Consider the following 23677-nt stretch of genomic DNA (forward strand, 5'->3'; position numbering starts at 1 on the left):
GCGATGCAAGTCGCAGCGGGCCTTTTCATGATGTTGCTGTTTAAAAGTAGTACGGGAATTTCAGGCTGAAGGAGAAGTCCGGGGCATCGTCCGTCATGCCGATGGACAGGTTGGGCACGATGGTCAGGTTGTCGGTGGCCGCAATGGTCATGCCGACGTTGAAGTAACCGGCGTTGGCGTCGCTGGACACCACCGATTCCCAATCCCCGCCATCCTGTTTCAGCTTGCTCTTGCGTTGCACCAGGTCAGAGACGGAGAACGACATACTCATCTTCTCGTTCAGAGCGAAGGCAACACCCGCGCCAATCTGGAAGCTGTCGCCGATGCGTACCTTGCCCGGGTTTTTCTGGTTGACGGTCGAGCTGATGTCGTCGAACGATTCCTCGAAGTTATGGGTGTAGGACAGGCTGCCAAACAGCACGGCCGGGTCAAACGTCTTGACCAGCGAGATGCCCGGGGTGATCGACCAGACGCCGTTGCCGGTGGGCAGGGTGTCAGGCACGAACAGGTTCGAGTTGGCATCGGTCTGGCGCAGCTTGATCCCGAACGGGTCCTTGCCCGTAGGCGCCTTGACCCGCAAGGAAACCACGGCGTCCGGGGTATTGACCGACTCGTCCAGGAACTTGTACGCAATGCCGAAGTTGACGTCGCCGATAGTCGGATCGCGGCTTACGTCCTGTTCGGTGGTGACGTTTGAGGCCCCTCCGTTGCCGCCGCCGGACTGATAGGTCGATTCACGGTAGACCACCGGCACGTTCAGGTCGAACTGCCAGCGGTTGTCAAAGTTGTAGCGTCCCGTCAGGTCGAGGGTCCAGGTGTCGGCCTTGATCCGGTCGAGGTTGATGTTGCCGAGGAAAATCGAGTCCAGGGCGAGGAAGCCGTTGAGAATCAGCTGGCGGGTGTCGTAGCGTGAATAGGTCACGCCGGTTTCAAAGCTGAACTTGCCGCCGCCAAAGAAGCCGCTGGCTTCGTCGTACAGGTTGGACACACTCTGTGCCGGTTGCGAATCGTCGGCCAGCGACTGGCCATAGGACGCGCCACTGCCCCCGGCGGCGCCCCCCGACGCTGCTGCAGCCCCGGTTCCCGCAGCCACCCGGTTGCCTTTCATGTCCGAAGGCGATTTGGCCAGGCGTTTAGGAGGTGGGGAGGCGGGTTGTTCTTCGACCTGGCGGACCCGTTGTTCGAGTACCGCCAGGGCTTTTTGTTGTACTTCGTATCGTTGTTTCAGCTCCAGAAGTTCCTGTTTCAGGGCTTCTACATCTGCGTCGGGTGCCGCTTGCAACATCGCCGCGGGTAGAAGAGTACTCAAACATACAGCGGCACGCAGTGATACTGATCGATACATGAATAAGCCGTCCCTTTAAGCCCAATGATCGAGACTCAGCGTAGTTCAATATCCGATGTTGCGTAGTGCCCTGAGTTGAGTCAGGTTGCAGTCCAGTGCGCCGGCACTCATGCCGTTATTGTTAAGGACAACGTTGAGTTGTGTCAGGTTGTTGACTACGTTCGCGTTACCCAGCAAACGGGTGTTTTGCAGCAGTCCGCCCTGGGCGACCTGTTGCAAGGCTGTACCCTGATTGCCGGAGGCCTGAATGGCCATTTGCACTCCGCCATTTGTGGCTGAAACCGCGACGCTGCCAGCGCCGTTGCTGCCGGAAATGGTCTGGCCGGCCATCAAGGCCTGGCCCTGGGCAGGCATCAGTGCAGGTGCCTGACTGGCTTCTTTGACGTTGATCGCAACGTTGTTGTAGGCGGCGTTGCCGTCGCCAGCGGCGCGCACACTCTGCGTCACGCCCTGGCTGGAGTTGAGTCCCGCGCCACCCACGACCGAGCCAGTCCCCAGTTCCGGGGTACTGCCATTGCCGTGTTCCTTGATGGTCGAGACGTAGAATTCGGGTTTTACCGAAGCTGCCTGCAATTGCATCGTGGCCGAGGCCCCGATCAGATCTCCACTGGCGTTGCGCCAGGTACTGCTCATGACGACACCGAAGCTGATGATCCGGCCCGGCATGACATAGCGACCGCGTAGCTCAGCGAGCTCCTGGTCCTTGATTTCGATGGGTTTGAATCCTGCATTGGCATAGCCTGACGCGCTCGCTGCCAGGCAGGCGGCGGCCAGCCAGTATGAGGTTTTCATCTGCTGCTCCCGGGACATCCAGCCCCACTCTTGTAATCGGCGATTAAAAGAAGTCGCTCTGTATGAACCCGAAGTCCATCAATTCAGCATCTTTGACCGGGTTGAAGGCATCCAGCTTGTTTTTGGCCGTCACCGGTACCGGAGGGCTGCGCAAGGCATTGGCCTTGTCATATCCGGGGCCGACGATGGCAAAGACAATGCCGTTCCAACCTTTGACAAAGTCATCATGGGAGTAGCGTTTGTGTCCTAAAACCGGGTCTCCGATGTAAACCCAATCCTTGTCCGCCCGCTGCATCACCACGAAATGCTTGTAGCCGCGAATTTCCATCAGTACCACCACCGGGATCGTGACTGCGTCGAGTTTTTCCGGCGGAATCTTGTAGCCCCTGGCGCGCATGCCGATGCTTTCTATGTAGCGTTTCATGTCCAGCATGGAAAAACCCTGAGTACGAACAAGGTCCTGGTCAGCGTTGACCAGCATGCCTTTGATGATGTGCTCCTCATCGACGTCGAGCCAATAAGCCTGGCGCAATACCGTGGCCAGTGCGGCGGCGCCGCAGCTGAAGTCGGTTTTCTGTTCGACGATGTCGGCAAACTTGCGCTCACGAATGCTTTGCACGTTCTTGTAGACGAGTGTGCCGCCAGGCAGGGCGGCAACGGGCATCTGGGCAGCCTGGGTCAGGCCGCAGAAGCAAAGCAGAGCGAGGAGGGCAGTCTTACGCATGATCGATACGCCTTTGGGACTGAGGAAAAGCCCCGTTTCCGGGGCTTTCGTTTCGATCGCGATTACATGCAGGCTTTGCAACCTGCGGCGATGGACAGCGAGTTGCTTTGTTGGTTGCCAACACCAGCGGCGTTGTTGTAACCAGCGTTACCCGAGAAGTTGTTACCAACATTGGAGATGGAAGCGTTGTTGGTCACAGGGTTTTTCCAGCCATCAGGGGTCATCACTTGTTGAGTGGTCACACCTGCCAGGCCAAAGACGCCCACTGCTTCGAATTTGGCTTTTTGATCTTTGTCGCCACCATGGCCTCTGTCGTTATTGCCATATCCGCCATGACCGTGATCGTCGTCTTCGATTTTTGCAGTGCCCTTCGCGTAGAACGCGCCAGCCCCGGCGAAAGTACCGGTGAGGGTATCTTTTTTGTAGGTTTGAGTGCCGTTGTTGGCTACGGTCAGGCCAGTGGAGGTTTGGTTCGCAGCAGCAGCGGCGTTAGCTACACGACCACCCGATACAGCAATTGCCAGGTTGTTTTTCTGTTGGTTGAAGTTGCCGGCACTGTTGTTCACGCCAATGTTGCCGGAACCGCCGTTACCCACGTTGTTGAGGTTGGCGTTGTTTGTGGTGGAGTAGTTCGCAACGGCGTTGTTGGTGTTGACTTGAGTTGCGCTGGAGACCGACACCGCAGAGCCGAAGATGAAACTTTCATCGGCAGTGGCCAGAGCGGCGGCATTGTCTTGCTGGTTGCCATCGCCGGCGGTGTTGTTCATGCCAACGTTGCCGTTGGTGCCATTGGCCGAGTCGCGGACGGAGGCATCATTTTTGGTGCCTTGGTTGCCGACCAGGTTGCCAGAGCTGCTTTGCGTGTCGAGCACTGCCGCCCCGGCGCCAGCGCCGATTTGCAGCAGTTGTTCCAGGGTTGGGCCTTTTGGTTCATGGTTGCCATGCCCGTTACCATGACCGTGATTATCATCACGACCGCCTGCCTGTGCTGCGATTGCCATCACTGCTGCGAGTGCGAAAACCAGTGGTTTGAGGGCCATTGTAGGTTTCATGGTGTTTCTCCGTCGTGCTTATTAGTTGGTTAAGTGTTGGTACTTTCTAATTGCACTGCTTTTGTTGTTTGGGTCAGTCAGCGACCCGGATGCTCAGGGTGTTAGCCATTCGGTTCCCCACCCCGGCACTCTGGTTCACCTGGATTACCCCTCGGCTGCCGGTGAAGGCCTGATCACTTGTCGTGACCTGGCGACTGCCGGGTGAGGTGCCAGTTGCTCCTGAGCTCGGTAACAACGCCACGTTCTGTTGGGAAAGGGCGCTATCGTCAACGCTCTGCGGGGCAGCACTGATGCTGACGCGCGTAACGTTGGCCATCTGGTTGTTGGCCCCGGCGCCCTGATTCACGCCCAGGATTCCGTTGCCATTGCTGAAAGAGTTGCCGCCAATGGTGGCGCTGGCATTGCCAGTGCGCTCGGCGGGTGTGTTGATGTGCTGGATGACACTGGTGGTCGCACTGGCATTGGTGCCAATGGCGATTGCTTTGGTATTGGTCTGTTGCATCTGGTCGCCTGCCGCCTGGTTGACGTTGTAGTTGCCGCGATACTGGATGCCGGTGTCTTGAATGTTCGCGTTGTTCACAGAGCTTGGGTCGGCCATGACGCTGGTGCAGCCGAGGAGGGCGAGCAGGAGCAGAGAGCGATTCATTTATTGGCCTCCAGCCATACGGGTCAGCGGAGCAAGACCGGAGCTCATGGCACGGTTGACGGTATTGGAGATCGAGCCGCCGGCGCCGCCGCCGTGACCACCTCCCATGCCTGGCAAACCATTGGGGTTGGTTACAGTGTTCATGCCGGGGATGTTCGAAGTCGGGGTGGTGATGCTGCCGCGAATCGAGGAGCCGCTGGCTACACTGGCAAATTCACCGTCGTTGAGTTCGGTGCTGGTCATTGCTTGACCGATGCGGCCCGAAGGATTGGCATTGACGGTGGTGGGGTACGGGTCTTTGCCGCCGCTGCGGCCGATCGGGATCGGCTGGACGTCACGATTGAGCACGATCACGCCATTGCCTTCGGCCTGAACGTTGAAACTGAGAAACGGGCTGGCGGCTGATCCGATCAGCAGAAGGCAGGTAAAGGCTTTTTTGATATTTCCCACGGTGGCAATTCCTTCTTCAGTGGGCTGGCCTGGTCAGCGTTGTGAAGGAGAGAGCGAAAGCTGTGCCGCTTTTGAAATATCTTTGAATTTCAGTGCCTTGGGTTGGATTAGCGCAGGGCTGATACAAAAACTGTTTCAACGCTGAAACAGGCCAGGACCTTCCCCGCCCCCCATAGCCATTGCAAAGCTCTGGAACAAGGGTTTGCAGGGCAGTGTTTCAACCGCGTAACAAGTCGGATGACAAAGGCATGAAGGGCGCTGAGACGGGCACTTTGCACCCGAAAGAGTGTTTCAGGAACGGACACTTTGGCCCCAAAACAGGGGGCTGCGGCGGGGCAAACGCCCCGAAAACCGGGTCAGTCCGCGAGCAGGGCGCGAACCGCGTCGAAGGCTTGCTGCTGGCGATCCGCCCAACTGCCCTGAATGATCTGCAAAGGCTGGTGATGGGTTTCCAGCCAGGTTCGGGTTGCCTGATAGAACGCAAGCCGTTCGCTCAAGTCGGGCTGGCAACGCTGACCATCGTCCGTCCACTCGATCTGCTCGGGGGAGAGCAGCAGGTGCAGGTCGTAATGACGGGCCAGCAATTCGGTTTCCAGCCAGGGCGGGCAGTCGCCGAACAGGGTCTGGCTCCACAGAATGTTGCTCAACAGATGGGTATCGAGAATCAGCAATTGCGGCTGCTGCGTGCGTGCCGCGTCTTCCCATTGCAACTGGCCGCGCGCGATCTCGGGGATATCGGCCAGGCAAGTATCCCGCTGGTTCTGCTCGATGAACCAGCGCACATACTCGTCCACCCGCAAACCGCCGAACTGCTGTTGGATTCCAGCCGCCAGCCAGCTCTTGCCCGTGGATTCGGGGCCGGTCAGAACGATTACTTTCATCGCTGCAACGCCGGATCGGCACGCCATTCGCGCCAGCCTTGCACCGCGATCAGGGTGAACAGCGCATACAGCGCCGCCGTGAGGTACAGCCCTTTATAGAGGAACAGCCCGACGAAGATCACATCCAGCACGAACCACAGCGCCCAGCATTGCAGGCGCTTGTGGGCCATCCAGAATTGCGCGACCAGGCTGAAACCGGTCAGCGCCGCGTCGAGCCACGGTTGTGCAGCGTCCGTCCAGTGAGCCATGGCCGCGCCCAGTAACAGACTGCCCACCGCGCCGATGGCCAGGCCCTGCGCAATCGAGCGATTGTCGAGCCGGCTGACTTCGCGCCCGTCATGCATCGTCCCGGCCCGTGTCCATTGCCACCAGCCATAGATTTGCAGCCCGGCATAAACCACCTGCAGCAGCATGTCCGAATACAGCTTCACCTCGAAGAACACCCAGGTGTAGAGCGACACCATGACCAGCCCGATCGGCCAGCACCACGGGTTCTGTTTGACCGTGAGCCACACGGCGATCACGCCGAGAGCGGCGGCAAACAGTTCAAGCCCGGACATGCAGAATCCTTGGGGGGAATAAAAGAGGGAGCGGATTGTACCGAAAAACAGGTGGGAAACGAGTTCCCACCTGCAAGGGCTATCAGACGCGGAACTGGCGCAGCAAACCGTTCAACTGCTCGCTGAGTTGGCCCAGGCGCACGCTGGCCACGCTCGACTGTTCGGCCGCCAGCGCGGTGCTGTGGGACAAGCCCGCCGCCTGGGTGACGTTCTGATTGATGTCCTCGACCACGTGCGCCTGCTGCAGCGTTGCGCTGGCAATAGAGGCGTTCAGGCCGTTGAGGTTGCGCAGCGCCTGGCCGATGGCGTTCAGGCTGGCGCTGGCGAGGCCGGCCTGTTCGATGGTCAGTTGCGAGGCCTTGCTGCTGTCGCCGATCACCTTCACGGCGGCTTCGGAGTGATTCTGCAGGCGTTCGATCATCGTCTGAATCTCCGCCGTGGACTTCTGCGTGCGCTGAGCCAGCAAACGCACTTCGTCAGCCACCACCGCAAAACCGCGACCCTGTTCACCGGCGCGAGCCGCTTCAATCGCGGCGTTGAGGGCGAGCAGGTTGGTCTGCTCGGCAATTGAACGGATCACCTCCAGCACGCTGCCGATCTGCGTGCTTTCCGTCGCCAGCGTGCGGATGACTTCAACGGCCTGATCGATGGTGCCGGAGAGCTTGTCGATCTGCTGCAGGCTGCCATCGATGTTGATCTGGCCTTGCTGGGCCTGCGCCTCGGCATCACGCATTTCGCTGGCGGCGTGTTCGGCATTCTTCGCCACGTCCTGTACGCCGTAGGTCACTTCGTTGACGGCAGTAGCCACCAGTTCCATCTGCTGCGACTGCTGTTGGCTGCGTTGCTGGGCCTGCGCTGCATCATTGCCCAATTCGCTGGACGACTGGCCTAATGCGCTGGCGGACACCTGCAAGTCACCGATCACCCGGCGCAACTTGGCGGTGAAGGCATTGAAGTGATGGGCCAGTTGAGTGACTTCGTCCTGGCCGTGGGTGTCGAGGCTGCGAGTCAGATCGCTTTCGCCGCTGGCAATGTTGGCCATGGCGTTCACGGTTTCCTGCAACGGGCGGACGATGCTGCGCGCGATCAGGATCACCAGCAGCGCCATGATCACCGCGATGACCAGCCCGACCACCGACGCCTTGATCACCTGCCCCTGAAACTCGGCCTGCACGTCGTCGACGTACACGCCCGAACCGATGACCCAGCCCCACGGCTCGAACAGTTTCACGTAGGAGGTCTTGGCCACCGGTTCACTGGCGCCGGGTTTGGGCCAGCGATAATCGACCATGCCGGCGCCCTTGGCCTTGGCGATGGCGACCATTTCGTTGAACACCGCAAAACCGTCCGGATCCCGTATCGTCGAGAGGTTCTGGCCTTCAAGCTTTGGGTTGGTCGGGTGCATGACCATCACGGGCGTGAGGTCGTTGATCCAGAAGTAGTCGTTCTGGTCATAACGCAGGCCGCGGATCGCGGTCAGCGCCTGTTTCTGCGCCACGTCGCGGGTCAGGGTGCCTGCCGCTTCAAGGCCTTGGTAGTAGGTCAGCAAACCGCTGGCGGTCTGCACCACATGCTGGGTTTTCTGGGCCTTGGCGTGATACAGGTCATCGTGGATCTGCTTGAGCATCAACACGCCCAACGTCAGGAGCATGACCACCGCCACAATCAAGATGAGCCACAAGCGTCGGCTGATCGACACACTGCGCAAGCTGTTCATAACGCTGTCACTCCGGATTCTTTTTCTTGTAATAAACCACCGCCAGCATCCAACCACGTTTCGGTGACCGGGCATACGCGACCCAAGTCGTAGAACGCGGCAGCGCGATTACGACTTGTCTGTTAGGATTTCGGCCCCGCGCGTGAAAACCTGAATCCAAATTGATTTTTCACGGAATTTTGACTGTTTCGTGTGGATCCTGCGCGTGCGGAATCGGTACAGCTACAACCAGCTACGCTGAACGAAGTGAACGTAAAAAATACTATCGGAGCATGCCGCTGCGCATCGCTCTCTGGGGGATTGATGGATCTTTGGACGGCCTTGCAGGCACTAATTCTTGGAGTTGTAGAGGGGCTGACGGAGTTTTTGCCCATTTCCAGTACCGGACACCAGATCATTGTTGCCGACTTGCTCGATTTCGGAGGCGAGCGGGCCATGGCGTTCAACATCATCATTCAGCTCGGCGCGATTCTCGCGGTGGTCTGGGAGTTTCGACGCAAGATTCTCGACGTGGTCATCGGCTTGCCGACCCAGCCGAGTGCGCGGCGCTTCACGGTCAACCTGCTGATCGCTTTCATGCCCGCCGTGGTGTTGGGGGTGATCTTCGCCGACTTGATTCATCACTACCTGTTCAACCCGATCACCGTTGCCGCCGCGCTGGTGGTGGGCGGGATCGTGATGCTGTGGGCCGAACAGCGTCAGCATGAAGTCCATGCCGAAACGGTCGACGAGATTCGCTGGACGGATGCACTGAAGATTGGCTTCGCCCAGTGCCTGGCAATGATCCCCGGCACCTCGCGCTCTGGCTCGACCATCATCGGCGGCCTGCTGTTCGGCCTGTCGCGCAAGACCGCCACCGAGTTTTCGTTCTTCCTGGCGATGCCCACCATGGTCGGTGCGGCGGTGTACTCGGGCTACAAGTATCGCGACCTGTTCGTACCGGCAGATTTTCCGGTGTTCGCCATCGGTTTTGTCACGGCCTTCATCTTCGCCATGATCGCCGTGCGCGGTTTGCTCAAGTTTATTGGCAGCCACAGCTACGCGGCGTTCGCCTGGTATCGGATCGTCTTCGGTCTGGTGATTCTGGCGACCTGGCAGTTCGGCTGGGTCGACTGGACGGCCGCCCAGCCATGAGTGATTCCCGCGCACGTCGCCCGGAACGCGGACCTTCCGGTGGCAATGTTCAGCATCTGAAATTGAAGCTGGTGGTGCTGCTGATCGTCTGCGCCTTGCCGTTGTCCGGCTCGCTGTCGATGTGGCTGCGCGGGATTTCCCTGGTACCGCTGACGGCTTACGGGCTGGTCAGCGTGCTGGCGTTTTTCCTGTACTGGGCGGACAAGCGCAAGGCCCGCGCCGACGCCTGGCGTACGCCGGAGAACATCCTGCACGCCGTGGAACTGGCCGGCGGCTGGCCTGGCGCGTTGATCGCCCAGCAGGTCTTCCGGCACAAGACGCGCAAGGTGTCGTTTCAGGTGCTGTTCTGGATGATCGTGGCGTTGCACCAGATGTTCTGGATCGATCAGTTGTTCCTCGGTTCCAACCTGCTGGCGCTGTTCTAGAGCAACAGCCCGACCTGCACGCGCTTGGGCAGCTTGCTCACCACCAGTTGATGAGAACGCTGCAGCAACCCTTGCAGTTCCTCGGCGCCCAGCGGGTAGGGCGGGTGCATGATGATCCATTGCGCCCGGGCCAGATACGGCGCCGGGTGAATGCCCGGCCGGTCGCAATGACCGAGAAACAGGTCCTTGTCGACCTTGAATGCCAGCGAATCACCGCGCAATCCCTGCAAGGCGAACATCTTGTTGCCGGCAATCGAAAACACCCGCACGCCACCCCATTTGTAGTCTTCCCGGGCGCCGGGCAGGGCCAGGCAGAACTCTGCGACGTCCTTCTCGCTCATCTTTCCTTGTTTCATAACAGCCGTTCTCCACAGGCATTGAACGATTCGACCAGATGATCGATCCACGCGCGCACCGCCGGCATCACCCCGCGCCGATGCGGATACACCGCTTGCAGCCAGCCGCCAGGCAGTGACCAGTCCGGCAACAATTGCACCAGCGTGCCGTTATTCAACTCGGCTTCGCAATACATCATCGGCAACAGGGTGAAACCCTGGCCGGCCAGCACACACGCCTTGCGCACGATGAAATCGTCGATCCCCAGCCGGGCTTCCAGCGCCAGATCGCAACTCTTGCCGTGCTGATCGAGCAGGCGCACATGCACCATGCGGTCGGCCTCCAAAGCGCCTAACACCGGCAAGTTCTTCAAGTCTTGCGGATGATTGATTTCCACGCCTTGTATAAAGGAAGGGCTAGCCACCACCACCATTTGCGCTTGCCGCAGGCGGCGGGTCACCAGCATCGGTTCTTCATCGCCGTGTTCGCGCACGCGCAGGGCCACGTCGATGCCTTCGGTAATCAGGTCGACCCGGCGATTGATCAGGGTGACTTCCAGCTGCACCTGAGGGTATTTGCCAAGGAAATTGCTGATCACCACTGGCAGCATTTCATGGGCCAGCCCGGTAGGGCTTGAAACGCGCAGGCGTCCGCGAGGCTCGCTGGACATGCTGGCGACCGTCTCGTCGGCCATTTCCGCTTCCAGCAGCATTGCCTGACAGTGACGCAGATAGCGTTCGCCGACCGCCGTCAGCTTCAATTGGCGAGTGGTGCGTTGCAGCAAGCGTGCGCCGAGGCGTTCTTCCAGCTCGGCGATGCGCCGTGAAAGGCGTGACTTGGGAATGCCCAGTAAGCGGCCGGCGGCGGCGAATCCGCCAGCCTCGACCACTTTGGCGAAATAGTAGAGATCGTTGAGGTCTTGCATGGGGAAATCCGACTGTTCTATCAGTGGGACAAACTATCGCATTGTTGCCGTCTAATCAGCTATTGGTTTCGTCGGTAGGATTGTCTCCATTCCGTCGCCACCGGCGATTCATTCCAGGAGATTCCACATGAAACTGCTGCACATCGATTCGAGCATTCTGGGCGACAACTCCGCTTCCCGTCAGCTGAGCAGTCAAGTGACTCAAGCCTGGCAAGCCGCCGAGCCAAGCGCTGTCGTGACCTACCGCGACCTGGCCGCCGACGCCATCAGCCACTTCTCGTCGACCACTCTGGTTGCCGCCGGCACCACCGCTGAACTGCGCAACGCCGCACAACAGCACGAAGCCGAACTGAGCGCCACCACCCTGGCCGAATTCATCGCCGCCGACGCCATCGTCGTCGCTGCACCGATGTACAACTTCACCGTGCCGACCCAGCTCAAAGCCTGGATCGACCGCATTGCCGTTGCCGGCCAGACCTTCCGCTACACCGAAGCCGGCCCTGAAGGCCTGTGCGGTGGCAAGAAAGTGGTGATCGTGTCCACCGCTGGCGGCATCCACGCAGGTCAGGCTTCGGGCGTGGCGCACGAAGACTACCTGAAGCTGGTGTTCGGCTTCCTCGGCATCACCGACATCGAAGTCGTGCGTGCTGAAGGCCTGGCCTATGGCGAAGAAGTGCGCAACAGCGCCATGAGCGCTGCTCAGGCGAAGATCAGCGAGCAACTGTTCGCCGCCGCGTAAGGCTTGCGTAAAGAACAGCTCCTGTTCAGGCAAACCCAAAAAAACTCTGTATTCTGGATCCGCAAGGGCCAGATACGGAGTTTTTTGTTTCCGACTGTTACATTATCTGGCCCGGGTTATGCAGTCTGATGATCAACGTCTGAGTGCAACGCCGCGCCGGATCACCGAACCTCGGAATTTCGGGCGTCGAACACAACGGATCTTTCGATTGAGTAACAACAGGGTGGGGCATCCCATGATGCGTCTTTGTGCAGCGTTACTGATTTGCCTGCTCGGCAGCCTGAATTCAGTGCACGCTGCGCCCGGGCAGCACCCACGCTGGAGCGTCGGCTATCACGAGATGACGTTCCTCGACCCGCTCGACCTGCAACCGATGCGTGCCATCGCGTTCTATCCCTCCAGCGATCGCGAACACATGAGCCTGCTCGAAGGCTATTCGGTCGAGGCCGGCGAAGACACCAAAGTCGCCATCGGCCGCTTCCCGATGCTGATGCTGTCCCACGGCAACACCGGCACGCCCTTGGCGCTGCACGACCTGGCCACGTCACTGGCACGCAAGGGCTTTGTGGTGGTGGCGGTGATTCACCCCGGCGACAACTCCAAGGATCACAGCCGCCTCGGTACGCTGAGCAACCTTTACGGCCGGCCGATCCAGATTTCCGAAGCCATTACCGCCACGTTGGGCGACCGCATGCTCGCGCCGTACGTGAATGCTGATCAGGTTGGCGTCATTGGTTATTCGGCAGGCGGCGAGACCGCGTTGATTCTGTCCGGCGCACAGCCTGATCTGGATCGTCTGCGCCGTTACTGCCAGGAACGCCCGGACGACCGCGACGCCTGCAACACCCAGGGTGAGTTGATTGTCGATCGCGACGATCTGCAACCGGTGGCCGATCCACGCGTGCATGCATTGCTGCTGATGGCGCCGCTGAGCCTCAAGTTTGGTCGTCACACCCTGGCCGATGTGCACGTGCCGGTGCTGCTCTACAGCGGTGACGGCGACAAACTGGTGGCCTTCGACAAAAACGCCGCCGCCCTGGCGCGCAAGCTGCCGACCGCGCCCGACTTCAAATTGCTGGCCGGGGCAGGGCACTTTGTGTTCATGGCGCCGTGCACCCAAGAGCAGATCCTCGCCATGCCGGCGCTGTGCACCGATGCCGATGGCGTGGATCGCGAAGACATCCATCGCAACCTGATTTCCGAGGCCGGGCGGTTCTTCTCCCACGCTCTGGGCAGGCCGACCCGCGCGGGGATGCAGACGGCGGATCAGTAAAGGCTCAGGCCATCGCCCGACGCTTGAGCCATAACGTCAGCGCCAGTCCGGTGACGGACAGCAGTGCAGCGATCAGAAAAATCCACGAATACCCCAGATTCAACGCCACCGCGCCCATCAACGGGCCGGCAATCGCCAATGCGAGATCGAAAAACACCGCATAGGCACTCAGCCCGGCACCACGGCTGGAGTTGGGCACCTGCTTGATCGCTTCAACGCCCAGCGCCGGGTATACCAGCGACAGACCGAATCCGGCCAGGCCTGCGCCGATCAAGGCATACGCGGTCGAGGGTGCGAGCCACAGCAGCAACAGGCCGACGGTCTCGATGGCCATGCAGGCGATGGCGGACGCAAAACCGCCAAAACGTGCGATGGCTGAAATGAACAGCAGTCGCGACAGGATGAAGCAAACACCGAATACCGTCAGGCAGTACGCCGCGCCGGTCCAGCCGCGATTGAGGTAATACAGGGTGATGAAGGTGGTCAGGGTGCCGTAACCGATCGAAGCCAGGCTCAGACTGGCGCCGAACGGTGCAATGCGTCCGAATACATTCCAGAACGGCAGGCGTTCGCCGCGCACCACCGGCACCGAAGGCTTGTTGCGGATCAGCAACAGGGCGCCAGCGGCCAATACCGAGAGCGCGATCCCGAGGCTGGTAAAGCCGTAGTCGGCCACCATCAGCACACCCAACGGCGCGCCGATGGCGATGGCGCCATAAGAGGCGATGCCGTTCCAGCCGATGGAACGGGCGGTATGTTCCGCCCCTACCTGACCCATGCACCAACTGATGGTGCCGACGCCGATCAATCCTTGCGCGATACCGAGCAGCAAGCGCCCGGCGATCAGGATGATCAGGCTCGTCAGCGGGAAGTCCTGCAGCAACGTAGAGACAAGCGTCAACAAGCCGCTGAGTACGATCCCCGACAAGCCGTAAACAATCGCCCGTTTGGTCCCGACGGTATCCGACATGCGCCCGGCCATGGGCCGACTGAGCAGAGTGGCCAGGTATTGCGAACCGATCACCAGCCCCGCGATCACGGCACTGAAACCCAGTTGTTCGTGCACGTAACCGGGCAGCACCGCAATCGGCAGGCCGATGCAGAGGAAGGCAATAAAGGTATAGAAAACGATGGAGACGATCTGCAGGGTGATCGCCATGGAGCTTTGCGGTGGCTGTTGCTGCGCAGACATGAGAACTCGTTCGCGGGCGGCGGTGGGAGAGTCCGCATCATGGCGTGGCGCTGAAATAAAAGAAAGCAGGCTAACGATCGATTCCACGCACCACGCACCCACGTCCTCATGTTGATCGTTCCCACGCTCCGCGTGGGAATGCAGCCCGGGACGCTCTGCGTCCCATTCGAGAGCTGGAACACGGAGCCTCCCTTGAGGCATTCCCACGCAGAGCGTGGGAACGATCAGCAATGAGCAAAAAAAAGCCCTGTCACAAGGACAGGGCTTTCTGTTTACCGCTCGATTCGACTCAGAACACTACGCCTTGGCTGCGCAGGTAATCGTCGTAGGTGCCGCTGAAGTCGGTCACGCCGTTCGGGCTCAGCTCGATGATGCGGGTGGCCAGGGACGATACGAACTCACGGTCGTGGCTGACGAAGATCAGCGTGCCCGGGTAGTTTTCCAGCGCCAGGTTCAGCGCCTCGATCGATTCCATGTCCAGGTGGTTGGTCGGTTCGTCCATTACCAGTACGTTCGGCTTTTGCAGGATCAGCTTGCCGAACAGCATGCGACCTTGCTCACCACCGGAAATCACCTTCACCGACTTGAGGATCTCGTCGTTGGAGAACAGCATGCGACCGAGGGTGCCACGGATCACTTGCTCGCCCTGAGTCCACTGACCCATCCAGTCGAACAGGCTGACGTCGTCTTCGAAGTCGTGGGCGTGGTCCTGAGCGTAGTAGCCCAGCTCCGCGCTTTCAGTCCACTTCACCGTGCCTGCGTCCGGGGTCAGTTCGCCCATCAGCGTGCGCAGCAGGGTGGTCTTGCCGATGCCGTTCGGGCCGATGATCGCCACGCGCTCGCCGGCTTCAACGGTGAAGCTGAAGTTCTTGAACAGGGTCTTGCCGTCGAAGCCCTTGGACATCTGCTCGATGGTCACGGCCTGACGGTGCAGCTTTTTGGTCTGTTCGAAACGGATGAACGGGCTCACGCGGCTCGATGGCTTGACCTCGGCCAGCTGGATCTTGTCGATCTGCTTGGCGCGGGAAGTGGCCTGCTTGGCTTTCGAGGCGTTGGCCGAGAAGCGGCTGACGAACGTTTGCAGTTCGGCGATCTGGGCTTTCTTCTTGGCGTTGTCCGACAGCAGTTGCTCGCGGGACTGGGTCGCCGCGGTCATGTACTCGTCGTAGTTGCCCGGGAACAGACGCAGCTCGCCGTAGTCCAGGTCGGCCATGTGGGTGCAGACGCTGTTCAGGAAGTGACGGTCGTGGGAAATGATGATCATGGTGCTGTTACGCGCCGTCAAAATCGTTTCCAGCCAGCGGATGGTGTTGATGTCCAGGTGGTTGGTCGGTTCGTCGAGCAGCAGCACTTCCGGATCAGAGAACAGTGCCTGGGCCAACAGAACACGCAGCTTCCAGCCCGGAGCCACTTCGGTCATCGGGCCGAAATGCTGTTCCAGCGGAATACCCAGACCCAGCAGCAGTTCACCGGCGCGGGATTCGGCGGTGTAGCCGTCCATCTCGGCGAACTCGGTTTCCAGCTCGGCCACGGCCATGCCGTCTTCTTCGCTCATTTCCGGCAGCGAGTAGATGCGGTCACGCTCGGCCTTGACCTTCCACAGCTCCTCGTGACCCATGATCACGGTGTCGATCACGGTGAATTCTTCGTAGGCGAACTGATCCTGGCGCAATTTACCCAGGCGAATGTTCGGCTCCAGCATGACCTGGCCACCGGACGGCTCGAGGTCGCCGCCGAGGATTTTCATGAAGGTCGACTTGCCGCAACCGTTGGCGCCGATCAGGCCGTAGCGGTTGCCGCCGTTGAATTTGACCGAAACGTTTTCAAACAGCGGCTTGGCGCCGAACTGCATGGTGATGTTAGCTGTAGAAATCAAAGGTTTTTCCTGCGAAGCGTGCTGAGTAGCGAGGGTGCAGCCGGAGCGCTTGGCCCGAGTCGAAGTGCGCTGAGGCGGGACAATCCCGTCATCAACCAAGGGGGGCGCGTAAAGTTTGGCGGCGATTGTACTGGTCTGGCTCTTTAAACGATAGGGCGGTGACATCCCGATTGCCGTTTGGCGCGATCGCGGGACAGTTTTTCACAGACGAGTGTTCACTATTGGTTACAAACTGTGGCTAAAATGCCATCCATTCACCCAATGCCTTGTACGGCATGGGCTCAAGGATGCGCCACCGGGACGTTTTTTTTGATTTCAGACCACTGCCACAGACCTTGGGCCACAGCCCTGAAGGCGCGCAGTTTGCTCACTTCTGACGTGTGACGATTTCCGTGAAACTCATCATTGCCGCTGTATATGTCATTTCCATTGCATACGTTCATCTGCGTGGTCGCGTGCGCCACAAGCTCGGTCGACAACTTAGCGATCACTCTTCGTTTCTGGCACCGATCAACTGCTTCCTTTATCTGTTCTCGAAAAAGCCCAACACGCCGTATCTCGATCCGAAGGATTTTCCCGACCTGACTCCGTTACAGACCCACTGGGAAGAAATCCGCGAGGAAGGCCGCAACCTGCTGCGCGCCGGTGAGATCAAGCGCTCGAATCAGTACGACGACGTCGGTTTCAACTCGTTCTTCAAGACCGGCTGGAAGCGTTTCTACCTGAAGTGGTACGGCGACAGCCACCCGTCGGCACTGCAACTGTGCCCACGTACTACCGAACTGGTGCAGAGCATCGGCTCGATCAAGGCTGCGATGTTTGCAGAATTGCCGCCGGGCTCGAAACTGGTGCGTCACCGCGATCCTTACGCCGGTTCCTACCGTTATCACCTGGGCCTGGAAACGCCGAACGACGCCGGTTGCTACATCAATGTCGATGGCGAGAACTATCACTGGCGTGATGGCGAAGCGGTGATGTTCGATGAGACCTTCATTCATTACGCAGAAAACACCACCGACCAGAATCGCATCATTCTGTTTTGTGACGTCGAACGTCCGATGAAGTATCGCTGGGCAGCGGCGTTCAACGGCTGGTTCAGCCGTACCGTGATGTCGGCGGCCGGTGCACCGAACGACGCGGGTGACCGCACCGGTGGCATCAACCGATTGTTTACCAAAATCTACAAGATTCGACTGCGCGGCAAAGAGCTGAAGAAGCGCAATCGCAAGCTCTATTACATGGAAAAGTGGGCGATCTTCGGCGGACTGCTGGCGATCTTTATTCTGATCTGACGCATCGGGCGACTGTTGAAAGGCAGTCGCCCGATTTCATTTTCACGACGCTCTTTTGGTCTTCTTCGCTGGTGTTGCCTTGCTGGCGGTCTTCTTCGCCGGTTTGGCCGGGGCTTTCCCGCCGAGGCTGCGCTTGAGCAGTTCGGTCAGGTCGATAACATCGGCCGATTTGCGCTCTTCCTCACCGGAAACGGTTTCAACGTCTTCGATCTTGCCTTCATGGGCCTTTTTGTCCACCAGCGCCATGATCTTGTTTTCGAACTCGTCGTTGTAGTCCTCGGGCGTCCAGTCTGCCGTCATGTCTTCCACCAGCCGCTTGGCCATGTCCAGTTCACCCTTGGCCAACTGCGGTTTGGTCACTTCGCTGCCCAGTGCCAGTTCATCAAGGCTGCGCACTTCCTGAGGCCAGCGCAGTTTCACCAGCACCAATGCCGACTCCAGGGGCATCAACGCGGCCAGATACTGACGCGTGTGTAAAACCACACGGGCGAGGGCGACCTTTTGGGTTTTGCTCAGGGTTTCACGCAGAAGGGCGTAGACCTTGCCACCGCGCTTGTCCGGGGCCAGGTAATAGGGCGTGTCGATGTTCTGCAACGGAATTTGCTCGCTGTCGACGAAGGCGAAGATGTCGATGGTCTGGGTCGAAACCGGGTGTGCCGAACGGATCTCTTCCTCGCTGAGCACCACATAGCGGCCTTTTTCGAACTGCACGCCTTTGACGATGTGCTCCTTGGTGACTTCCTTGCCGGTGACCTTGTTGACCCGTTTATAGCCGACCGGGTCCATGCTGCGGCTGTCGAGCCAGTCGAAATCGACGCCTTGGGACGAGGTCGCCGAAACCAGCGCAACGGGGATGTGCACCAGACCGAAACTGATTGCGCCTTTCCAGATTGCCCGAGCCATGGTGCTGTTCTCCGAGTGATGTTCGGGTGACCCGTGGCCCGGCGTAAAAGTTTCCGTTGTTTGCGGGGGGCGGCGGTAAACGGCAGGTCAAGCCGTGTTACATCTTGTTTAGCGGTGACGGGTTAACAAATCCGAACCCTGGGCGTAGCGTGGACTCGAAGGCTCTAATCCACGTGCATCGAAAGAGGCCGTTCATGAACCGTTTCCTGCTTGGCATTGCATTGCTCGCCCTCACTGGTGGTCTGGTTCACGCAGAGGGCGCAATCACGCATTCACCGTTGTTGCTGGCGCAAAGTCCGACCGGCAACAGCAACAACCCCTACAACAGCCCGATCCGCCGGGTCAACCCCAACAGCATGCAGGGCACCCAGCCCAGCGCTCCGCCTGTTCGCGGGCCGAACACGGTGCCAGTGCCACGCCCGCCGACCCTGGAAAACCGCGGCATCGGCAATGGCCAGCCGCTGCGCTCCGTCCCGAGCACGCCACCCACCTTCATCCCCAATCCTCCAGCCCGTGACAGCGGGAGCAACCGTTGAATGGCAGAACCGCTTCTGTCAGCCCTTCACACGAACAAAAGGAATCGTGCATGTTGCGTAAAACCCTTCTGGCCGGCCTGTGTGCCAGTGCACTGATCACTAGCCCGGCGTTCGCTGCCGCTCCGAAAGAGCTGCAAAGCGAGCAGGGCACCCTCGAGGTCACAACGATTACCCAAGGGCTCAAGCACCCATGGGCCTTGGCGTTCCTGCCGGATCGCCAGTGCATGCTGGTGACTGAGCGCCCCGGTAACCTGCGTGTGGTAGGCGCTGACGGCAAACTGTCCGCGCCGATCACCGGTGTGCCGGACGTCTGGGCCAAAGGGCAGGGCGGATTGCTCGATGTGGTGCTGTCACCGGACTTTAAACAGGATCGCCTCGTGTACCTGTCCTATGCCGAGGGCGGCGGAGCGGGTGACAAAGCCGGAACGGCGGTCGGGCGCGGGCGTCTGTCGGACGACCTGAAAACCCTGAAGGACTTCAACGTGATTTTCCGTCAGGAACCGAAACTGTCGGTCGGCAACCACTTCGGCTCGCGACTGGTGTTCGACCGCGACGGTTACCTGTTCATTACCCTGGGCGAAAACAACGACCGTCCGACCGCGCAGGACCTGGACAAGCTGCAAGGCAAGGTTGTGCGGATCTACCCCGACGGCAAGGTGCCGGATGACAACCCCTTTGTCGGCCAGTCCGGCGTGCGCCCGGAGATCTGGTCTTACGGCCACCGCAATCCCCAGGGCGCCGCGCTCAATCCGTGGACCGGAACCCTGTGGGAAAACGAGCACGGCCCGCGCGGCGGCGACGAGGTGAACATCATCGAGCGCGGCAAGAATTACGGCTGGCCGCTGGCGACCCACGGCATCAACTATTCCATGCAACCGATCCCGGAAGCCAAGGGCAAAACCGCAGAAGGCACGGTAGGGCCGCACCATGTCTGGGAAAAATCCCCGGGCGTCACCGGCATGGCCTTCTACGATGCCGATCGCTTCAAACCCTGGCAGCACAACGTGTTCATCGGTGCGCTGGTGACGCAGGAGCTGATCCGTTTGCAGTTCGACGGCGACAAGGTGGTGCATGAGGAACGCTTGCTGGGCGAACTGAAGCAGCGGATCCGTGATGTGCGCCAAGGGCCGGACGGTTACCTGTATGTGCTGACCGATGAGTCCGATGGTTCGCTGTACAAGGTCGGACTCAAATAAATGCGTCATGCGGGCGAGCGGGCGTAAAGCACCACCGCTGCCCGCAACTTGCCACGACCGAAGCGGCACATCTTCTCGAACTCCCCATGGCTGACCGGCACGTGCTGGCAGTCCATGGGCTGACGATGCTGGCTGTGATCGACATCCGGGTCGTGCAGGTAGACGAAGTCTTCATCGCAGTCTGTGACGATCACCCAGTGCGGCGATTTGGACCGGGTCAGGCGATAGCTGCTGATCAGCACCAGGGGTTGACCGCCGTTGGTCAGCAATGCGGGCAAGTCCAGCATTACGCCAATGACCTGATCGACGTCTGTGTCGTTCAGTTGCGTCATGAACTCGTCATGGACCAGGCGCATGACGTCTTTTTTATGCGCGTCACGTACTCCGTCGAGAAAAAGCGGTCCGGTTATGCTCAGTTGCAAACGTACTTTGAAGCCCCGGCGCCAGGCTGCCAGTGCCAGACCTTGCGGGCTGCAACCGCCATGGCCAGCCGTCATGAACACCGTGGTTGCCTCGCGCCACAACTGCAATTCCTCGCGCCGCTCCAGCAAACGATCGGCCTGCAACGCACCCATGGCCATCAGCAGGCAGGCCGGGCCGCAGGTGAAGTCGGTGGTTTGTCGGTAAAAGGGGACCTTGATGTTGCGTGAGTCGCGGTGCTGGAGAATGCGTTTCTCCAGACGCAGTGCGTCGGTGTGATCCTCGTAGTAGTCATGGATCAGGGCAAAACGTCGGTAACCGTTGCGCTCGTACAGAGCGATGGCGGACGGATTGTCGGTGCGCACTTCCAGCCGCAGGTAGGCGCAGTCGTACTCAAGCGCGCAGGCCTCGATCCGTTGCAGCAATTGCTTGCCCAGACCACCGCCGCGCGCCTCGGGAGCAATCGCAATCGAATACAGCCGGGCCAGCGAGGTGCCGCGATGAAACAGCACCAGCGCATAACCGGCGAGTTGGCCCTCACGTTCGGCCACCCACAATTGCCCGTGGGCCCGGGTGATCATCCATTGGAAACTGCGGCGGGTGAGCCGGTCCGTGGTGAAACAGTGCATCTCCAGCGTGAGCAACGCTGGCAAATCATCAACGACCGCCAGGCGAAAAACAGCATTCATATGACCACCGTAAAAGTTGCGTAACGAAACGGGACTTTCGAAAAACTTCGTGCTTAATAGAAAAGGTCTTGTTCTCCAACGGATCAATTTCTATGTCAGCGGTACAGGGTCATTGGCGCGAAGTATCCAGTCAAAGTTTGCCACCGGCAACTTATTTAAAACCGCAGATCAGAACTTCCAGTCAAGTGTTGATCATCGTCGAACGCAAGGAAGACTGGGCCTCGTATTTCCCCAGCGAAGACATCCTGACGGCCCAGGAATACCTTGAACAACCACCCGACAGCGAGCCGGGAAAACGGGTGCAGGTGATCAACCTGTGCCGCAGCTACAAGTATCTGGGGCACGGTTATTACTGCTCGCTGCTGGCTGAAGCGCGCGGGCACAAGGTGATTCCTTCGGTGCGCACCATCAGCGAACTGACGCGAAAATCCCTTTACGGTCTGGCGCTGGATGACCTGGATAAAACCCTGGAAAAAGCCCTCAGTCATCATCTTTACAGCGATACCGAAGGTTTTACGCTGACACTTTATTTCGGCAAAACCCATATCGAGCCGTTGCAGGATCTGGCCCGGCAATTGTTTGAAGTATTTCCGTGCCCGATTCTGTTAGTTGAGTTTCGCAGAACTAACGGATGGCATATCGAAGGCATAAAGTCCGGTGCCTTGCACAAGTTGCGTGACGATCAGGAAGATCAGTTCGCCAATGCGCTGGACGGTTTCAGCCGCAAGATCTGGCGCGTACCGCGTTCGCCGCAAGTGGCGCGTTATGATCTGGCGATCCTGCACGATCCGCAGGAGGCGTTGCCGCCGTCCAACGCCCGCGCACTGGAAAACTTTGTGCGGGTCGGCAAGGGCATGGGCATCGATGTCGAGCTGATCGAACGCAAGGACTACGCAAGGCTGGCCGAGTACGACGGCCTGCTGATCCGCGAGACCACCAGCGTCGACAACCACACTTATCGCTTCGCCAAGAAGGCCGAAAGCGAAGGTCTGGTGGTGATGGACGACCCGACGTCGATCCTGCGCTGCACCAACAAGGTCTACCTGACCGACCTGCTCAACAGCCATCAACTGGGCATGCCGGCCACGGAAATTCTCTACAAGGAGCGACCCGAGGACTTCGAGCGGGTCGGCGAACGCCTCGGTTTTCCGCTGGTGCTGAAGATCCCCGACGGATGTTTCTCCCGTGGCGTGATCAAGGTTGAGAGCCAAGAGGCTTTGCTGGAGGCCACCGCCGAGCTGTTCGAACATTCGGTGCTGTTGCTGGCCCAGGAGTTTTTCTACACCGAGTACGACTGGCGCATCGGCGTGCTCAACCGCAAACCGATCTTCGCCTGCCAGTACTTCATGTCCAAGGGCCATTGGCAGATCTACAACCACAAGGCCAAGGGCCAGGACGTCAACGGCGAATGCCGCACGCTGGCGATTCACGAAGCGCCGCGCGCGGTGGTGGAACTGGCGGTGAAGACCGCCAACCTGATCGGCGACGGCTTGTACGGGGTTGACCTCAAGCAGGCCGGCGACAAGGTGGTGGTAATCGAGGTCAACGATAACCCGAACCTCGACGCAGGCATCGAAGACGCCTACCTGCAGGACGATTTGTATTCACTGGTACTGGAAGAATTCGTGCGGCGTCTCGAACTCAAACGCCGCGGGCAGGCCTGGTGACCGGCCGATGATCAACAGCTTTGCACTGAATCACGGCGGTTTGCAGCGGGTCGAGCGACTGGACGCCGAGGTGATGCTGTTCAGCGACCCCGACGCCGCCGAGCGCGACTTGCTGCACAGTCACTTCAAACTCGATGAACACGCGCTGGCCTCGGCGCTGGATCCGGACGAGGTGTCGCGGATCGAGTTTCACCCCGATCACTTGTTTCTGATCTGGAAACGCCCGGAAAACTATTCCGGCGGCGGCAGCCTGGCGTTCGAGGTGTCGTCCTGCGGTTTGCTGTTCTCACCGGGCCAGTTGCTGGTAATCGCCACGGACGACACGCCGCTGCACGGTGTCGGCACACGTCAGCCACTGAACACGCCGCTGGACGTGTTGCTGGATCTGCTGTTCAACAACATCCATCACTACCTCGGGCATCTGAAGGTGATCAAATTGGTCGCCCGGGAGTTGCAGCAGAAATTCAACGCCTCGATGCAAAACCAGCATCTGGTGCAGATGTTCAACCTCAGCGAAAGCCTGATCTATTACATCAACGCCCTGCACAGCAACGGCGCGGTGCTGACGCGGTTGCGCAATCACGCGGAAAAGCAGCATTTCGGCAGCGAAGCCATCGGCCTGATCGACGACCTGATCATCGAAAACAACCAGTGCTACAAGCAGGCGGAAATCTATTCGACGGTGTTCTCCGGGCTGATCGACGCCCGGGGCAACCTGATGAACAACAGCATGAACAACCTGCTGCGCAAACTGACGCTGATCAACGTGGTGTTCCTGCCGCTCAACCTGATTGCGAGCATCGGCGGCATGTCGGAATTCAGCATGATGACCGCCGGCACGCCGTGGTGGGTGTCGTACCCGTTGTTCCTGGCGGCGATGCTGCTGGGGGCGGGCGGGATGCTGTTC

24 protein-coding genes are annotated in these 23677 nt (G+C 59.5%); 9 read left to right on the top strand and 15 right to left on the bottom strand.

Annotation, left to right across the window (positions count from 1 at the left end):
• Nucleotides 1–40 precede the first annotated feature (40 nt).
• The 9 genes from C1X29_RS26850 to C1X29_RS26890 form a co-directional block, all read right to left on the bottom strand.
• On the bottom strand, nucleotides 41–1345 hold the full coding sequence (locus tag C1X29_RS26850; protein WP_085745782.1) for a transporter: 1305 nt from the start codon (nucleotides 1343–1345) through the stop codon (nucleotides 41–43).
• Between the two features lie 45 nt (nucleotides 1346–1390).
• Nucleotides 1391–2137 (bottom strand): hypothetical protein, encoded by a 747-nt coding sequence (locus C1X29_RS26855; protein WP_085745781.1) that lies wholly within the window; start codon nucleotides 2135–2137, stop codon nucleotides 1391–1393.
• Nucleotides 2138–2180: 43 nt separating this feature from the next.
• The gene (locus C1X29_RS26860) at nucleotides 2181–2861 is read right to left on the bottom strand and encodes a C39 family peptidase (RefSeq protein WP_007957477.1); all 681 of its coding nucleotides are present in this window, start codon (nucleotides 2859–2861) and stop codon (nucleotides 2181–2183) included.
• A gap of 62 nt (nucleotides 2862–2923) precedes the next feature.
• A complete protein-coding gene (locus C1X29_RS26865) occupies nucleotides 2924–3913 on the bottom strand; it encodes a heme utilization protein (RefSeq protein WP_102718818.1) in 990 nt (329 codons plus the stop codon).
• Between the two features lie 73 nt (nucleotides 3914–3986).
• Nucleotides 3987–4559, bottom strand: coding sequence for an adhesin (locus C1X29_RS26870; protein ID WP_102718819.1), 573 nt, complete (start codon nucleotides 4557–4559; stop codon nucleotides 3987–3989).
• Nucleotides 4560–5009 (bottom strand): hypothetical protein, encoded by a 450-nt coding sequence (locus tag C1X29_RS26875; protein WP_085745779.1) that lies wholly within the window; start codon nucleotides 5007–5009, stop codon nucleotides 4560–4562.
• A gap of 356 nt (nucleotides 5010–5365) precedes the next feature.
• Nucleotides 5366–5890, bottom strand: a complete 525-nt coding sequence (locus tag C1X29_RS26880) for an AAA family ATPase (protein ID WP_102718820.1) — start codon at nucleotides 5888–5890, stop codon at nucleotides 5366–5368.
• Entirely contained in the window at nucleotides 5887–6450 is a 564-nt protein-coding gene (gene pnuC / locus C1X29_RS26885; RefSeq protein WP_007957471.1) for a nicotinamide riboside transporter PnuC, read from the bottom strand. Before pnuC ends, C1X29_RS26880 begins: the two co-directional genes overlap by 4 nt.
• Nucleotides 6451–6532: 82 nt before the next feature.
• Nucleotides 6533–8167, bottom strand: coding sequence for a methyl-accepting chemotaxis protein (locus C1X29_RS26890; protein ID WP_102718821.1), 1635 nt, complete (start codon nucleotides 8165–8167; stop codon nucleotides 6533–6535).
• Between the two features lie 303 nt (nucleotides 8168–8470).
• On the opposite strand from C1X29_RS26890, the gene C1X29_RS26895 reads away from it, so the two are divergent.
• On the top strand, nucleotides 8471–9301 hold the full coding sequence (locus tag C1X29_RS26895; protein WP_085745775.1) for an undecaprenyl-diphosphate phosphatase: 831 nt from the start codon (nucleotides 8471–8473) through the stop codon (nucleotides 9299–9301).
• A complete protein-coding gene (locus C1X29_RS26900; protein ID WP_085745774.1) occupies nucleotides 9298–9726 on the top strand; it encodes a DUF1294 domain-containing protein in 429 nt (142 codons plus the stop codon). Before C1X29_RS26895 ends, C1X29_RS26900 begins: the two co-directional genes overlap by 4 nt.
• On the opposite strand, the gene C1X29_RS26905 is transcribed toward C1X29_RS26900, so the two are convergent.
• Nucleotides 9723–10082 carry an MmcQ/YjbR family DNA-binding protein gene (locus C1X29_RS26905; protein WP_064381756.1) on the bottom strand — a complete coding sequence of 120 codons (360 nt, stop codon included), beginning with the start codon at nucleotides 10080–10082 and terminating at the stop codon, nucleotides 9723–9725. The two genes, C1X29_RS26900 and C1X29_RS26905, sit on opposite strands and share 4 nt — an antisense overlap.
• A complete protein-coding gene (locus tag C1X29_RS26910) occupies nucleotides 10079–10987 on the bottom strand; it encodes a LysR substrate-binding domain-containing protein (protein ID WP_102686231.1) in 909 nt (302 codons plus the stop codon). The genes C1X29_RS26905 and C1X29_RS26910 overlap by 4 nt, the downstream gene beginning before the upstream one ends.
• Nucleotides 10988–11114: 127 nt before the next feature.
• Here C1X29_RS26910 and C1X29_RS26915 point away from each other — a divergent pair, with 127 nt between their 5' ends.
• A complete protein-coding gene (locus C1X29_RS26915; protein ID WP_102686230.1) occupies nucleotides 11115–11726 on the top strand; it encodes an FMN-dependent NADH-azoreductase in 612 nt (203 codons plus the stop codon).
• A 235-nt stretch (nucleotides 11727–11961) separates the two neighbouring features.
• On the top strand, nucleotides 11962–12999 hold the full coding sequence (locus C1X29_RS26920) for a dienelactone hydrolase (protein ID WP_102718822.1): 1038 nt from the start codon (nucleotides 11962–11964) through the stop codon (nucleotides 12997–12999).
• Between the two features lie 4 nt (nucleotides 13000–13003).
• On the opposite strand, the gene C1X29_RS26925 is transcribed toward C1X29_RS26920, so the two are convergent.
• Both C1X29_RS26925 and C1X29_RS26930 read right to left on the bottom strand, forming a co-directional pair.
• The gene (locus C1X29_RS26925) at nucleotides 13004–14191 is read right to left on the bottom strand and encodes an MFS transporter (RefSeq protein ID WP_085745769.1); all 1188 of its coding nucleotides are present in this window, start codon (nucleotides 14189–14191) and stop codon (nucleotides 13004–13006) included.
• Between the two features lie 289 nt (nucleotides 14192–14480).
• The gene (locus tag C1X29_RS26930; protein WP_045121838.1) at nucleotides 14481–16067 is read right to left on the bottom strand and encodes an ABC-F family ATPase; all 1587 of its coding nucleotides are present in this window, start codon (nucleotides 16065–16067) and stop codon (nucleotides 14481–14483) included.
• 392 nt (nucleotides 16068–16459) lie between these two features.
• Between C1X29_RS26930 and lpxO the strand changes: the two genes are divergently transcribed.
• Nucleotides 16460–17359, top strand: coding sequence for a lipid A hydroxylase LpxO (gene lpxO / locus C1X29_RS26935; RefSeq protein WP_102718826.1), 900 nt, complete (start codon nucleotides 16460–16462; stop codon nucleotides 17357–17359).
• A gap of 42 nt (nucleotides 17360–17401) precedes the next feature.
• On the opposite strand, the gene C1X29_RS26940 is transcribed toward lpxO, so the two are convergent.
• Nucleotides 17402–18262 carry a Ku protein gene (locus tag C1X29_RS26940; protein ID WP_102686229.1) on the bottom strand — a complete coding sequence of 287 codons (861 nt, stop codon included), beginning with the start codon at nucleotides 18260–18262 and terminating at the stop codon, nucleotides 17402–17404.
• Nucleotides 18263–18456: 194 nt separating this feature from the next.
• On the opposite strand from C1X29_RS26940, the gene C1X29_RS26945 reads away from it, so the two are divergent.
• Both C1X29_RS26945 and C1X29_RS26950 read left to right on the top strand, forming a co-directional pair.
• Complete coding sequence (locus C1X29_RS26945) at nucleotides 18457–18798, top strand: hypothetical protein (protein ID WP_102718823.1); 342 nt, start codon at nucleotides 18457–18459, stop codon at nucleotides 18796–18798.
• Between the two features lie 50 nt (nucleotides 18799–18848).
• Complete coding sequence (locus tag C1X29_RS26950; protein ID WP_102718824.1) at nucleotides 18849–19994, top strand: PQQ-dependent sugar dehydrogenase; 1146 nt, start codon at nucleotides 18849–18851, stop codon at nucleotides 19992–19994.
• 5 nt (nucleotides 19995–19999) lie between these two features.
• Here the strand turns inward: C1X29_RS26950 and C1X29_RS26955 are convergent, their stop codons facing one another.
• Nucleotides 20000–21103, bottom strand: coding sequence for a GNAT family N-acetyltransferase/peptidase C39 family protein (locus tag C1X29_RS26955; RefSeq protein WP_102686226.1), 1104 nt, complete (start codon nucleotides 21101–21103; stop codon nucleotides 20000–20002).
• Nucleotides 21104–21195: 92 nt separating this feature from the next.
• Here C1X29_RS26955 and C1X29_RS26960 point away from each other — a divergent pair, with 92 nt between their 5' ends.
• Nucleotides 21196–22770: a RimK family protein gene (locus C1X29_RS26960; protein ID WP_102686225.1), complete on the top strand. Its 1575-nt coding sequence runs from the start codon at nucleotides 21196–21198 to the stop codon at nucleotides 22768–22770.
• Nucleotides 22771–22777: 7 nt separating this feature from the next.
• On the top strand, nucleotides 22778–23677 hold a 900-nt coding region (locus C1X29_RS26965; protein ID WP_102718825.1), incomplete at its 3' end, for a magnesium transporter CorA family protein.

Origin of the sequence: Pseudomonas sp. GW456-12-10-14-LB2 (assembly GCF_002884345.1) — a bacterium.
Classification (GTDB): Bacteria; Pseudomonadota; Gammaproteobacteria; order Pseudomonadales; family Pseudomonadaceae; genus Aquipseudomonas; species Aquipseudomonas paraglycinae.